This window comes from Dactylosporangium sp. CA-052675 (assembly GCF_050947935.1).
Classification (GTDB): Bacteria; Actinomycetota; Actinomycetes; order Mycobacteriales; family Micromonosporaceae; genus Dactylosporangium.
On the sequence record NZ_CP192010.1, the window covers coordinates 4889418 to 4902544 of the forward strand.

At 72.0% G+C, this 13127-nt stretch carries 12 protein-coding genes; 10 read left to right on the forward strand and 2 right to left on the reverse strand.

From position 1 onward, the window contains the following. The first annotated feature begins 7 nt into the window (after positions 1 to 7). Together ACQP1P_RS22485 and ACQP1P_RS22490 are read left to right on the forward strand one after the other, a co-directional pair. Positions 8 to 781, forward strand: coding sequence for a GntR family transcriptional regulator (locus tag ACQP1P_RS22485; protein WP_433089115.1), 774 nt, complete (start codon positions 8 to 10; stop codon positions 779 to 781). A gap of 39 nt (positions 782 to 820) precedes the next feature. After that, the gene (locus tag ACQP1P_RS22490; RefSeq protein ID WP_433089116.1) at positions 821 to 3232 is read left to right on the forward strand and encodes a GcvT family protein; all 2412 of its coding nucleotides are present in this window, start codon (positions 821 to 823) and stop codon (positions 3230 to 3232) included. Positions 3233 to 3251: 19 nt separating this feature from the next. Here the strand turns inward: ACQP1P_RS22490 and ACQP1P_RS22495 are convergent, their stop codons facing one another. Continuing rightward, a complete protein-coding gene (locus ACQP1P_RS22495) occupies positions 3252 to 4157 on the reverse strand; it encodes an SDR family NAD(P)-dependent oxidoreductase (protein WP_433089118.1) in 906 nt (301 codons plus the stop codon). 101 nt (positions 4158 to 4258) lie between these two features. Here ACQP1P_RS22495 and ACQP1P_RS22500 point away from each other — a divergent pair, with 101 nt between their 5' ends. From ACQP1P_RS22500 to ACQP1P_RS22535, 8 genes are all read left to right on the forward strand, one after another. Then, positions 4259 to 5104 (forward strand): helix-turn-helix transcriptional regulator, encoded by an 846-nt coding sequence (locus tag ACQP1P_RS22500; RefSeq protein ID WP_433089120.1) that lies wholly within the window; start codon positions 4259 to 4261, stop codon positions 5102 to 5104. A gap of 176 nt (positions 5105 to 5280) precedes the next feature. Further along, positions 5281 to 5994, forward strand: a complete 714-nt coding sequence (locus ACQP1P_RS22505) for a GntR family transcriptional regulator (RefSeq protein WP_433089122.1) — start codon at positions 5281 to 5283, stop codon at positions 5992 to 5994. Then, entirely contained in the window at positions 5991 to 6857 is an 867-nt protein-coding gene (locus ACQP1P_RS22510; protein WP_433089124.1) for a carbohydrate ABC transporter permease, read from the forward strand. Before ACQP1P_RS22505 ends, ACQP1P_RS22510 begins: the two co-directional genes overlap by 4 nt. A 20-nt stretch (positions 6858 to 6877) precedes the next feature. Then, the gene (locus ACQP1P_RS22515) at positions 6878 to 7675 is read left to right on the forward strand and encodes a carbohydrate ABC transporter permease (RefSeq protein ID WP_433089126.1); all 798 of its coding nucleotides are present in this window, start codon (positions 6878 to 6880) and stop codon (positions 7673 to 7675) included. A 24-nt stretch (positions 7676 to 7699) separates the two neighbouring features. Then, complete coding sequence (locus ACQP1P_RS22520; RefSeq protein WP_433089128.1) at positions 7700 to 8980, forward strand: ABC transporter substrate-binding protein; 1281 nt, start codon at positions 7700 to 7702, stop codon at positions 8978 to 8980. A gap of 8 nt (positions 8981 to 8988) precedes the next feature. Then, complete coding sequence (locus ACQP1P_RS22525) at positions 8989 to 10155, forward strand: mandelate racemase/muconate lactonizing enzyme family protein (protein WP_433089130.1); 1167 nt, start codon at positions 8989 to 8991, stop codon at positions 10153 to 10155. After that, positions 10148 to 10876: an SDR family NAD(P)-dependent oxidoreductase gene (locus ACQP1P_RS22530; protein ID WP_433089132.1), complete on the forward strand. Its 729-nt coding sequence runs from the start codon at positions 10148 to 10150 to the stop codon at positions 10874 to 10876. The genes ACQP1P_RS22525 and ACQP1P_RS22530 overlap by 8 nt, the downstream gene beginning before the upstream one ends. Further along, positions 10867 to 12294, forward strand: a complete 1428-nt coding sequence (locus ACQP1P_RS22535; protein ID WP_433089134.1) for a hypothetical protein — start codon at positions 10867 to 10869, stop codon at positions 12292 to 12294. Before ACQP1P_RS22530 ends, ACQP1P_RS22535 begins: the two co-directional genes overlap by 10 nt. Here the strand turns inward: ACQP1P_RS22535 and ACQP1P_RS22540 are convergent. Then, positions 12291 to 12899: a dihydrofolate reductase family protein gene (locus ACQP1P_RS22540; protein WP_433089136.1), complete on the reverse strand. Its 609-nt coding sequence runs from the start codon at positions 12897 to 12899 to the stop codon at positions 12291 to 12293. The genes ACQP1P_RS22535 and ACQP1P_RS22540 overlap by 4 nt on opposite strands. Positions 12900 to 13127: the final 228 nt, after the last annotated feature.

Below are 13127 nucleotides of genomic sequence, written 5' to 3' on the forward strand. Positions count from 1 at the left end.
ACGTGTCGTGACCGCCGCCGAGCCGGGTGCTGACTGGCTGGCCGCCGTGCCCCGCTGGGCGGGCCGGGGCGGCCCGCCGGTGCACGCCCAGATCGAACAGTGGCTCGCCGGCGTCATCGGGCGCGGGCAGCTCGTGCCCGGGGACCGGCTGCCGCGGGAGGAGGACCTCGCGGCCCGCCTCGGGGTCAGCCGGATGACGCTGCGGCAGGCGCTGGCCTCGCTCGAGGCGCTCGGAACGGTCGTGCGCAAGGCGGGGCGGTCCGGGGGCACGTTCGTCAGCGAGCCGCGCATCGAGTGCGACCTCACCGGGCTCGCCGGCTTCACCGAGCAGATGCGCCGCGCCAACGTGCGCGCCGGGGCGCGGATGGTCTCCGCCGCGACCGTGCCGGCCGGTGCCGACGTCGCCGCCGCGCTCGGGGTCCGGCCGAACGCCCCGGTGCACGAGATCGTGCGGGTCCGAACGGCCCGGCGGGCGCCGCTCGCGCTCGAGCGCTCCTACTTCCCGGTGCCGCCGTTTCCCGACCTGCTGCAGCAGCGGCTGACCGGCTCGCTGTACGAGCTGCTGCGCCGCCGCTACGGGCAGCACCCGCACACCGCGCGCGAGTCGCTGGAGCCGGTGGTCGCCGGGCCGCAGGAGGCGCGGCTGCTCGCAGTGGCCGCGCGGAGCCCGCTCATGCGCATCGAGCGGACCGTGCACACCGCGGCCGGGCTGGCCGTCGAGCACGCCATCGACCTGTTCCGCCCGGACCGGGTCCGCATCGCCCTGACGGTTAATGTCTAGACCTTTTCAGCCCGGGGGAGCGCTGCTAGCGTCGCGGGCATGAGCAGCGCCCTGCCGTCCCGCGCCCGCGTCGTCGTCATCGGCGGTGGTGTCGTCGGGGCCAGCGTCGCCTACCACCTGACCCGGCTCGGCTGGACCGACCTGGTGCTCGTCGAGCAAGGGCGGCTGTCCAGCGGCACGACCTGGCACGCGGCCGGGCTCGTCGGGCAGCTGCGCTCGACGGAGAGCGGGACGCGGCTGGTGCAGTACTCCGCCCGGCTCTACAGCGAGCTGGAGCAGGAGACCGGGCTCGGCACCGGCTTCAAGCGCTGCGGCGGCGTCACCGTCGCCCGCACCCCCGACCGGATGGTGCAGCTGGAGCGCACCGCGGCGTCGGCGGCCGCCTACGACCTCGAGTGCGAGCTGATCAGCCCGCGGCGGGCGAAGGAGCTGTACCCGATCCTCGCCACCGAGGACCTGGTGGGCGCGATCTGGCTGCCGGGTGACGGTACCGCCAACCCCACCGACGTCACGAACTCCCTCGCGAAGGGCGCCCGCGACCGCGGCGCGACCATCGCGCAGGGCGTGCGCGTGATCGGCGTCGACGTGCGCGACGGCGTCGTCACCGGTGTGCGCACCGACGCCGGCGACATCGAGGCCGAGGTCGTCGTCAACTGCGCCGGGCAGTGGGCCAAGGCCGTCGGCGCGCTCGCCGGGGTCAACGTGCCGCTGCACTCGGCCGAGCACTTCTACGTCGTCACCGAGGCGATCGAGGGCGTGCACCGGATGCTGCCCATCCTGCGCGACCCCGACGGGTACACCTACTACAAGGAGGAGGTGGGCGGGCTCGTCGTCGGCGGGTTCGAGCCCGAGGCCAAGCCCTGGGTGGCGCCCGACCGGTTGCCGTACCCCTTCGAGTTCCAGCTCCTCGACGAGGACTGGGAGCACTTCGGCATCCTCATGGACAACGCCCAGCGGCGCATCCCGGCGCTGCTGGACACCGGCATCAAGAAGTTCTACAACGGCCCCGAGTCGTTCACGCCCGACAACCAGTTCATCCTCGGCGAGGCGCCGGAGGTCAGGAACTTCTTCGTCGGGGCCGGGTTCAACTCCGTCGGCATCGCCTCGGCCGGCGGGGCCGGGCGCGCGCTGGCGGAGTGGATCGTGAGCGGCGGGCCGACCAGCGATCTGTCCAGTGTGGACATCCGCCGGTTCGCGCCGTTCCACGGCAACAACCAGTGGCTGCACGACCGGGTCGCGGAGATCCTGGGCCTGCACTACGAGGTGCCGTGGCCCAACCGGGAGCTGACCTCGGCCCGGCCCTTCCGCCGCTCGCCCGCCTACCACCTGCAGGCGGCCGCGGGCGCGGTCTTCGGCTCGAAGATGGGCTGGGAGCGGGTGAACGTGTTCGCGCCGCCGAACGCGGGCGCCGAGGTGCGGTACACCTGGGGCAAGCCGAACTGGCTGGACTGGTCGGCCGCCGAGCAGCGGGCCACCCGCGAGTCGGTGGCCGTGTTCGACCAGACGTCGTTCGGCAAGCTGCTCATCGCCGGCCGCGACGCCGAGGACCTGCTGCAGTGGCTGTGCACCGCCGACGTCGCGGTGCCGACCGGCCGCGCCGTCTACACCGGGATGCTCAACGCCCGCGGCGGCTACGAGTCCGACGTCACCGTCACCCGGCTGGCCCGCGACGAGTACCTGCTCGTCACCAGCTCCGCCTCCGTGCAGCGCGACCGCGACTGGCTGCGCCGGCACATCGGCGACCGGCACGTCACCGTCGCCGACGTCACCTCCGCCTACGCCGTCTACGGCGTGATGGGGCCGGACTCGCGCGCCCTGCTGCGGACGCTGACCCGGGCCGACCTCTCCGGCGCCGCGTTCCCGTTCGCGACCAGCCGGGAGATCGACCTCGGCCACGCCACCGTGCGCGCGACCCGGATCACCTACGTCGGGGAGCTGGGCTGGGAGCTGTACGTCCCGTCGGAGTTCGCCGCCGGCGTCTACGAGCAGCTGGTCGGGGCCGGCGCCACCCAGGCCGGCTACTACACGATCAACTCGCTGCGGCTGGAGAAGGGCTACCGCGCCTGGGGCTCCGACCTGCGCCCGGACACGAACCCCGCCGAGGCCGGCCTGCTGTTCGCGTGCAAGCTCGGCTCGGACATCCCGTTCCTCGGCCGCGAGGCCGTCGAGCGCACCAGGGCGGACGGCCCGCGGCAGCGCCTGGTGTCGCTCGTCGCCGGCGATCCGGACGTGATGATGTGGGGCGGCGAGCTGGTCCTGTGCGACGGCGAGCCCGCGGGGCAGGTGACGTCCGCGGCGTGGGGCGAGACCCTGGGCGCGTGCGTCGCCCTCGCCTACGTGCGGCCCCGCGACGGCGGCGCCTGGCAGGTCAACGTCGGCGGCACCCTCGTGCCGGTCGCCGTGCACCGGCGCCCGCCGTTCGACCCCGCGGGGGAACGCGTCAAGCGGTGAGCAGGGCGTGGCCGGCGACCTACGCGCGGGCGAGCAGTTCCGCCGTCGCGGCCCACAGCCGCCGCTCCCGGTCCCGGTCGTGCGCGATCGGGCGCACCTCGGTCACCTTGCCGCGCACCACGAACGCGCCGTCGCGCAGGTGCGCCCAGCGCTCGTCGAGCGCGATCGACGCGAGCTGCGGGCCCGAGCGCCGCGGGGTGGCGACGCCGGGCAGGCGGCCGAGGGCGCGGCCGGCGGCCTGCAACGCCGCGGGCGCGTCGCGGCTCAGGGCGGTGCCGGGCATCCAGCCGGGCTCGTACACGGACACGGCGACACCGGGGCCGGCCTGGCGTTGCAGTTCGTGGGCGTAGTACAGCAGGGCCAGCTTGGCGTTGGAGTACGCGGTGCCGCTCGCCCGCATCCCCGGGTTCTGCCCGCCGGTCGCCGGGCGGGCGATGTCGACGGGGTCGGCCCAGCTCGCCGGGGGCACGCCCAGCAGGCGCCGCCAGAAGTTCTGGTGGTACGTGTTCGAGCCGACCAGCACGATCCGCGCGGGCTCGGTGAGCGAGCCGAGCAGGTCGCCGATGAGCTGGGCGTGCGCGAGGTAGTTCACGGCGAACGTGAGCTCGTAGCCGTCGGCGGACGCGGTGCGGGTGTCGGCCGACATGGTCCCGGCGTTGGCGACCAGGGCGCGCAGCGGGCCGGCCGCGCCGGAGTCCAGCAGCCCGCGCACCGTCGCGGCCGCGGCCCGCACGTCGGCGAGGCGGGCCAGGTCGACGCCGACCTCGTGCACGGTGACGCCCAGCGCGCGCGCCTCGCGGGCGATCTGCGACAGGGCCGTACCGCTGCGGCCCAACAGCATGAGATCGGAGCCCTTGGCGGCCAGGGCGAGGGTCGCGGCCCGGCCGAGGCCCCGCGTCGGTCCGGTGATCAGCGTGGTGGTCATGTCCCGACTGTGCGGCCCCGGCGGGGCGTCAGCCAGCCGTCGCGTTGTCGTAGGACCGCCAGGGCCAGGACAGCGGGGGCGCCCGCGCGCAGACTGGGCAGATGGAGTCGTGGGAGTTCGGCGCGATGGTGCGCCGCTGCCGGGACCGGGTGACGCCCGAGGCCGTCGGCGTGCCCGTGGGCCGGCGCCGGCGCGCGGCCGGGCTGCGCCGCGAGGAGCTGGCCGCGCTCGCCGGGATCTCAGCCGACTACCTGACGAGGCTGGAGCAGGGCCGGGCGACCGCGCCCTCGGCCCAGGTCGTCGAGGCGCTCGCGCGGGCCCTGCGGCTCGGCGACCCGGAGCGGGACCTGTTGTACCGCCTCGCCGGCCACGCCACCCCCGGGCTGGACGTGGTGCCGTCGCGCGTCACGGCGAGCGTGCAGCGGCTGCTCGACCGGCTCTCGTACACGCCGGTCGTCGTCTACGACGCCACCTGGACGCTCGTGCTGGCCAACGCGGCCTACGACGCGCTCATGGGCGAGACGACGACGTGGCACGGCCTGGAGCGCAACGCCATCTGGCGCAACCTCGCCGGCCCGCGCAACCGGGTCGTGCACACGCCGCGGGAGCAGGCCGAGCACGAGGCCCGGCTCGTCGCGGACCTGCGGCTGACCGCGTCGCGGTACCCGGCCGACCGCTCCCTGCGCCGGCTCATCGGCGAGCTCGCCGACGCCTGCCCGCGCTTCGGCGAGCTCTGGAACGCCGAGGCGCCGCCCCCGCCGCCGGACCCCTCCAAGCGCAAGGTCGTCGAGCATCCGGCGGTGGGCCGGATCACGCTGGACTGCGACGCGCTCATCGTCGCCCAGGACGACCTGCGGATCACCGTCTACACCGCCGAGCCCGGCACGGAGGACGCCGAGCGGCTCGCGCTCGCGATCGTTCTCGGCACCCAGTCCCTCGTGGACTGACGCCCGCGGCGGCGACGGTGGTGCCGTCGCCCTTGTGATCGGCGCGCCTCGCGCGCCCGAAGCTGCCACGCGCCGGCCGATCCGCATCGACCTCTTGCGCCGTGTCCAGGTGCGGTGCAACACTGCGTCGCATGCGATCGATAGTATACGACGGTCGCCTGACCTGGGGAGATGGCGTGGAACGGCTCGACGGTTTCCAGACCAAGGCCGATGTCGTGTACGACCGGCTCCGTCAGGCCATCCTCGCGGGCGAGCTGCGCCCGGGGGCCCGCATCAACATCGACGCGCTGTCCCGCTCGCTCGGCATCAGCAAGATCCCGCTGCGCGAGGCCATCCAGAAGCTCACCGGCCAGGGGCTCGTCGTGCAGCCCAACCCGCACGCGGGCGCGCACGTGGCGCCGCTGTCCCTGCGCGAGATGCGCGGCGTCTACCTCGCCCGTGGCGCGATGGAGGGGCTGGCGGCCCGGGTCGCCGCCACCACGATCGGCGACGGCGAGCTGGACGAGCTGCAGGAGCTGCACGAGCAGATGCGCTTCCAGTTCGAGCGCGGGCGGCTCACCCCCATGTCCGAGCTCAACCGGCGGTTCCACACCGGCATCGCCACCGCCACCCGCTACGCGACGCTGCGCGAGATGACCGACCTCGCGCTGCTGCGCGTCCAGCACTACCGCGTCGGCGTGCGCGTCGACCCGGCCTGGGGCCAGGTCATCACCGAGCACGCCGCGATCCTCGACGCCCTGCGCCGCCACGACCCCGACGACGCCGAGCGCGCCGCCCGCGACCACGTCGAGTGGCAGCTGGGCGTGGAGCTGCGCGCCCAGCTCGACCCGGAGCTCATCGACCTCGACGACGACCACCCGAGCGTGGCGCAGGCGGAGGAGCCCCGATGAAGGACCGCATGTTCGGCTTCCTGCTCACCCTCCCGGCCCTCGCGCTGCTGGGTGCCGTCGTGCTCTACCCGCTCGCCGGCGCGCTCAGCACCAGCCTGTTCCGGCAGAGCCTGGTGCTGCCGGGCCGCTCGTTCGTGGGCCTGGACAACTTCCGGGCCGTGCTGGCGCAGAACTTCTGGCCGGTACTGCAGAACACCCTCGTGTTCACGGTCGCCTCGACGGTCGTGCCGGTGGTCGTCGGCTTCGCGCTCGCCCTGGCCCTCAACGCCCGGATCCGCGGCCGGGCCGTCCTGCGGGGACTGTTCCTGTTCCCGTGGGTCATCCCCGGCGTCGTGGTCTCGTTCGTCTGGCTGTGGATCTTCAATGCGAACTACGGCCTGCTCAACGGGGTCCTGACGACGCTACACATCACGGACGAGCCGATCTCCTGGTTCAGCCGGCCGGGCACCGCGATGGCGGCGATCATCGTGGCCAAGAGCTGGGCGAGCTTTCCGTGGATCATGGTGATGCTGCTGGCGGGTCTGCAGACGGTGCCGTCGGCGTTGCATGAGGCCGCGGCGTTGGACGGGGCCGGTGCGGTGGCGCGGTTCTGGCATGTGACGTTGCCGCATCTGCGGGGGATTCTCGGGATCGTCGTGCTGCTCGAGGTGATCTGGAACGTGCAGCACTTCGACATGATCTATGTGCTCACGGGTGGTGGTCCGGCCGGTTCGACGACGACGTTCGCCGTGGCCGTGTACGACACCGCGTTCAAGGCCTTCGACCTCGGCAGCGCGAGCGCGCTCGGCGCCCTCTGGCTCGTGCTGATCCTGGCCCTGGTCGTGGTCTACGTGCGGCTGTCGGAGCGGGGTGAGCGGGCGTGAGGCGGCGCCCCTGGCTCGCCGTGACCACCGTCGCGGTCGTCGGCGTGTTCGCGTTCGGCCCGATCTACTGGGTGTTGGTCACGGCGTTGACCCCGACGCAGGATGTGTTCCGTTTCCCGCCGCACGTCTTTCCCGACCGTGTCACGTTCGAGCATTTCGGCGGCATGTTCGAGAATCCGAAGCTGCTCAAATACCTCCTCAACTCCCTGATCGTCTCGGCGGTGACCGCGGTCCTGACGGTGGTCGTGTCCGCCTATACCGGGTATTCGTTCGCGAAGTTCCGCTACCGGGGTCGTCGTTCGCTGATGTATCTGGTGCTGGCGTCGCAGATGTTCCCGCAGGCTCTGTTGCTCATCACGTTGTATCTGGTGTTCAGTCAGGCGGGTCTGCTCAATTCGTATCTGGCGTTGATTTTGTCGTTCACGACGTTCACGTTGCCGTTGTGTGTGTGGATGTTGAAGGGGTTCTTCGACACGATCCCGGATGAGTTGATCGAGGCGGCGAAGGTCGACGGGGCTGGGCAGGGTGCGATCATCCATCGGATTCTGTTGCCGGTGTCGTTGCCGGGGCTGGTGGCGACGGGGTTGTTCGCGTTCATCCGGGGCTGGAACGATTTCATGTTCGCGCTCACGCTTGCCGGTCCGGACAGGCAGACGCTGCCGCCGGGTCTGGTGAACACGTTTCTGGGCGAGTTCGAGACCGCGTGGCCGGATCTGATGGCCGCGTCGCTGGTGGTTTCGCTGCCCGTTGTCGTCGGTTTCACCGTGTTGCAGCGCTATCTGGTCGCCGGGCTCACCGCCGGTGCTGTGAAGGGCTGAACACCCCCCGCATTGGAGTGACACATGAGCATTTCCCGCCGCACGTTTCTGGGCGCGCTCGGCTTGTCGACGCTGGCTGCCTGCGCCCCTTCCACTCAGGCCCCGACCCCCGCGGGCACCGACGGTCTCAAGGACGACGGGGTGCGGGAGTTCCCGTTCACGTCGTGGTCGTTCAACGAGGCGGTCACGAAACAGCCGATGCAGGACGCCATCGGCACGTACACCGCGGCGAACGCCGGGGTGAAGATCACGACGCCGTCGTATCCGTACAACGACTATCTGAACCAGGTGTTGTTGCAGGTGCAGGGTGGTCAGCTCAAGGGTGTGGTCCAGCTCGACGTCGCGTGGCTGGCCACGCTGGCCGCGACGGGGAAGTTGCTGGATGTCAGGAGTGTGGCGGGCGGGCTGGACTACGCCCCGGCCGCGCTGGCGCTGGGGCAGTCGAACGGGGTGCAGTACGGGCTGCCGTGGACGTTCGCCGGGATCGGTCTGATCGCGAACACCGAGTTGCTCACCAGGGCCGGGGTCACCGGCCTGCCGAAGACGGTCGCGGAGTTCGAGGCGGCGCTCACGGCGGTGAAGGGTCTGGGCGGCGGGATCGTGCCGTGGGCGGGGATGACGAAGGTGGATCAGCTCAAGGACATTATTCCGTGGATGTGGGCGTTCGGGTCGCCGATCGTGCGGGACAACAGGATCGTGATCGGTGACGACGACAGTGTCGAGGCGCTGAGCTGGTACAAGAAGCTGTATGACCAGAAACTGATCGCGCCGGACGTGAACCGGGTCGATGCGCGGGCGCTCATGTCGCAGGGCCGGACCGCGTTCTACGAGGACGCGATCGGCGGCAAGGCGACGGTGGCCAAGTCGTCGCCGGACAAGGACCTCGCCGCCAAGATGACACCGCTCGCGCGGCCGGTGCGCAACGCCGGGGACAAGCCGCGGCACCTCGCGTGGGGGCAGGTCATCGCGGTCATCAACGGCGCCGGCGCGGCCGCCGCCGCGACCTTCGCCAAGACCATCACCACCGACAAGAGCTACACCATCGACTGGTTCACCAAGACCGGCCTGCCGCCGACCACCAACGCGGGGCTGGCCGACGCGGCGGTGCGCAACGACACGTTCGCCACCCAGTTCACCGCACAGATCGGCGCGAACTCCAGCGCGAGCCCGTTCTGGGTCTACCCACAGTTCTCCCAGATGGAGAAAGTCCTCGCCGAAGAGGTCCAGTCGATCCTCATCGGCAAGAAACAGGTCAAAGAGGCGCTGACCTCGGCCCGCGACCGGATGAACGACCTCATCAAGTAAGGGATCCCGTGAAGCTCACCATCGCCTCCGTCGAGGCCGTCGCCCTGTCCGCGCCCTTCGAGCGGGTGTACGGCAGCCTCGACGCGGTGCCGGAGTGGCTGCTCACCCCCGCGTCCAGCCATCGGGTGCTGCCGCGGCTCGGGCAGTACACCACCCTCGTTCGTATCCGAACGACCGACGGGCTGGAGGGCATCGGCGAGGCCTACGGGCTGCCGGAGCCGCGCGTCACCGCGACCATCGTCGGCCGTCTGCTCGGCCCGATGCTGCTCGGGCGGGACGCCGGCGCGTCGGAGGCGCTGTGGGAGCTCATGTACGGCGCGCAGTCCGGGGCCGGGCGCACGGGCGGCTTCTACCTCGAGGCGATCAGCGGCGTCGACCTGGCGCTGTGGGACCTGCGGGGCAAGGCCGCCGGGCTGCCCGTGCACCGGCTGCTCGGCGGGCCGGTCCGCGACACCGTGCCGGTCTACGCCAGCCCGGTCCCGTTCCTGCCGACGACCGCGGAGTCCGCCGAGCGGGCACTGTCCTTCGTGGACGCCGGGTTCCGGGCCGTGAAGCTCAAGCTGGGCCGGGGCGAGGCGACCGACCTCGCGCACGCCGAGGCGGTGGTCGAGGCGCTGGCCGGCCGGGCCGCGCTGCACGTCGACCTCAACTGCGCCTACGACGTGAAGACCGCGGTACGGCTCGGGCTCGCGCTGGAGCCGCTCGGGGTGCGCTGGCTGGAGGAGCCGCTCGCCACCGACGACGTGGCCGGGCTCGCCGAGGTGCGCGCGGCCGTGCGCATCCCGGTGGTGACGGGGGAGAGCGAGTTCAGCCGCTTCGGCTACCGCGACTTCCTGCAGCAGCGCGCGGTGGACGTCGTCATGCCCAACCTCACCCGGGCCGGCGGCATCACCGAGGCCCGCCGGATCGCCGCGCTGTGCTCGGCGTTCCACGTCGACGTCTCGCCGCACGGGGTCGGCTCGGCGGTCGGGCTCGCGGCCGCGCTGCAGTTCGCCGCGGCCACGCCGAACGTGCCGATCTACGAGTACAACCGGCTGCCCAACCCGCTGCGCGACGACCTGCCCGCCGCGCGTCCGTCCCTCGTGGACGGTGCCCTGGCCGTGCCCGACGGGCCGGGGCTCGGCGTGACGCTCGACGAGGAGCTGATCGCGCAGTACGAGGTGTTCCGTGCCTGACCGGGCGGTGGTGACGGGGGCGGCCGGCGGGATCGGCTCGGCGGTCGCGGCCCGGCTCGCCGCCGACGGGTTCGACGTCCACGGCGTCGACCGCGCCGACGGCGACCTCACCACCGAGGCCGGCGTCACGGCCGCGCTCGGCGGCATCGGCCCGGTGGCGGCCCTGGTGCACTGCGCCGGGGTCACCACCGGCACACCGGCACACGACACGACCCTCGCCGACTGGCACCGGGTCCTCGACACCAACCTCACCTCCGCGTTCCTGTGCGCCCGCGCCGTACTGCCCGGCATGATCGAGCGGCGCCACGGCGTCATCGTCACCATCGGCTCCATCCACGCCACCCGCCACTTCCCCGGCCTGCCGGCCTACAGCGCCGCCAAGGCCGCCCTCGCCGCGTTCACCCGCCAGCTCGCCGTCGACTACCGCCGGTACGACATCCGCGCCGTCACCATCACCCCCGCCTGGGTCCGCACCCCCGACACCGAAACCCGCCTCACCGACCCCCACGACCTCGCCCGCCTCCAGGAAACCCAGCACCTCGGCACCCCCGACGACATCGCCGCCGCCGTCTCCTACACACTCACCGCCCCCTACCTCACCGGCACCGAACTCGTCCTCGACGGCGGCGCCGGCGCGGCCCAGACCGCCGCCCTGCTCCGCCCCGGCCCACGAGCCAAGCTCGGCCTGCCCCCACTCCAGGAGGGACCGCCATGCCCCTGACCCGACGCACCGCCATCGGCCTCGCCGGCGCCGTCATCGGCGCCTCCGCCCTCGCCCGCCCCGCGAGCGCGGCCGTCACCGACTACGTCATCCGCCACGACCAGCCCCGCCAGACGATCCTCGGCCTCGGCGTCGAGATCCAGTCCGACTCGATCGGATCGGGCAACAACGGCCTGCCCGCCGCGACCACCTCGGTGCCGCACGACCTGGTGGCGACCGAGCGCACCCGGATGTACCGCGACCTGCTGAAGATCCGCGACGACCGTGGCTTCCGCTACCTCCGCCTGGCGCTCGGGCTCTACCTGCGGGGCCTGGACGCGGCCCAGAAGCAGATCGTCGGCCGCTGGTCCACGCAGATGAGCGAGCTGGCCGAGCTCGTCGCGCAGTCCGGGATCGAGGGCGTCTCCGCCGAGTACTGGTCGCCGGCCCCGGGCTGGAAGTCCAACGGCAGCTACGTCGGCGGGACCATCGCCTCCACGGACCCGGGCTGGCTGGACCAGTTCGGCGACGCGATCGTGCGCGACCTGACGTACCTGCGCGACAACGGCCTGCCGGTCAAGATGTTCAGCCTGCAGAACGAGCCGAGCGTCGCCGGGGTCGCGTACTCCTGCTGCGGCTACAGCAACGACCAGTACTACAAGGCGTTCAAGGCCGTCGCGCCCAAGGTGCGCGCGGCGTTCCCCGACGTGTTCATCCACGCCGACGCCGACAACGGCCAGCGGGGCCGCGGCGGCGCGCTCATCCGCGCCGACGCGACCGCGCTGTCCTACGTCAACGGGTGGTCGTTCCACCGCATCGGGTCGGACAGCAACGACCAGCTGCAGAACGACTACACCAGCGACGCGGCCGGCAAGCCGGTGTTCTCCAACGAGTTCGAGTACCAGGTGCCGACCAGCGACTGGAAGATGGTGAACACCGCCCAGTCCATCATGAACTGGATGACGTTCCAGAACGCGCCGACCTGGTTCTGGCTGCACGCCCTGAAGCCGACCTACAACTCCGAGTCCTCGGGCTACTCGCTGGGCTACTGGCGCCCCTACGACGACGACGATTTCACGAAGTTCGCGGGCATCGCCAAGGGGCATTGGGACTACAACCCGCAGAACTTCAACGGGATTCACGGGTTCGTGAAGTACCTGCCGTGGAACTCGGTGCGCTACGCGGTCGACGAGACCACGGTGCGCACCGACCAGCGGATCATGGCCTGGAAGACGCCCCAGGGCAAGCTCGTCTTCGCGTTCACGAACCGGGGGACGTCGACGGTGACGTACACCGTCGACACCGGCTCGACGCGGGCGTTCCAGGGGCAGCAGTACACGCCGGCGTCGCGCAACGCCAACCTGGTGGACAAGACCGGCCCCGTGCTGACCCTGACCCTCCCGCCGACGTCGATCCAGTTCTGGATCGAACGACTTTAGTGCTGGATCGTGTACCGCAGGTGCGTCACCAGCGACGTCTGCCGGGCCTCCACCTGGGTGAGACCGATCCGGCCGATGCCCTCGAAGAGGCGCTCGCCCCGGCCGAGCAGCACCGGCGCCACGTGCAGCCGCAGTTCGTCCAGCAGGCCCGCGGCCAGGAACTGGTTGACGGTCGAGGCCCCGCCGGCGACGGAGACGTCCCGCTCGCCGGCGACCTTGCGGGCCTGCTCCAGCGCCGACTCGATCCCGTCGGTGACGAAGTGGAACGTGGTGCCGCCGTCCATCTCCAGCGGCTCGCGCGGGTAGTGGGTGAGGACGTAGACGGGGGCGTGGTACGGCGGCTCCTCGCCCCACCAGCCGCGCCAGTCGAGGTCCCACTCACCCCGGATCGGCCCGAACATGTTGCGGCCCATGATGAACGCGCCCGCGTCGGTGACTTCGGCGAGCTCCGCCGCGTTCTCCTCGCGCGCCTCGAACATCCACTGGTGCAGCACGCTCTCCGGGCCCCCGATGACGTCGTCGCCCATCGGGTGCTCGAGGGTCTGGTTGAGCCCGGCGACGTAGCCGTCCAGCGACGCCGCGATGCTCGTGAAGACCTTGCTCATCCGCGTGGTTCCTCTCCTGCTGAGTGCCGGTTCACCGGGTGGTCGGAGCCGCCGGCCGATCCTCGACATGCTCGCGGGGCTGTTTTCCGGCGGCAACTGGGCGCCGCGGCGGACACCACGACCGCGGCGAGCGGCGAGCGCCCCGACGGTCCCGGTGACGAGCCCGCGGTGGCGACGGTGGCCCGAGCGGGCTGCCGCGGTGGCCCGGCGAGGGGGTGTGCGCGATGT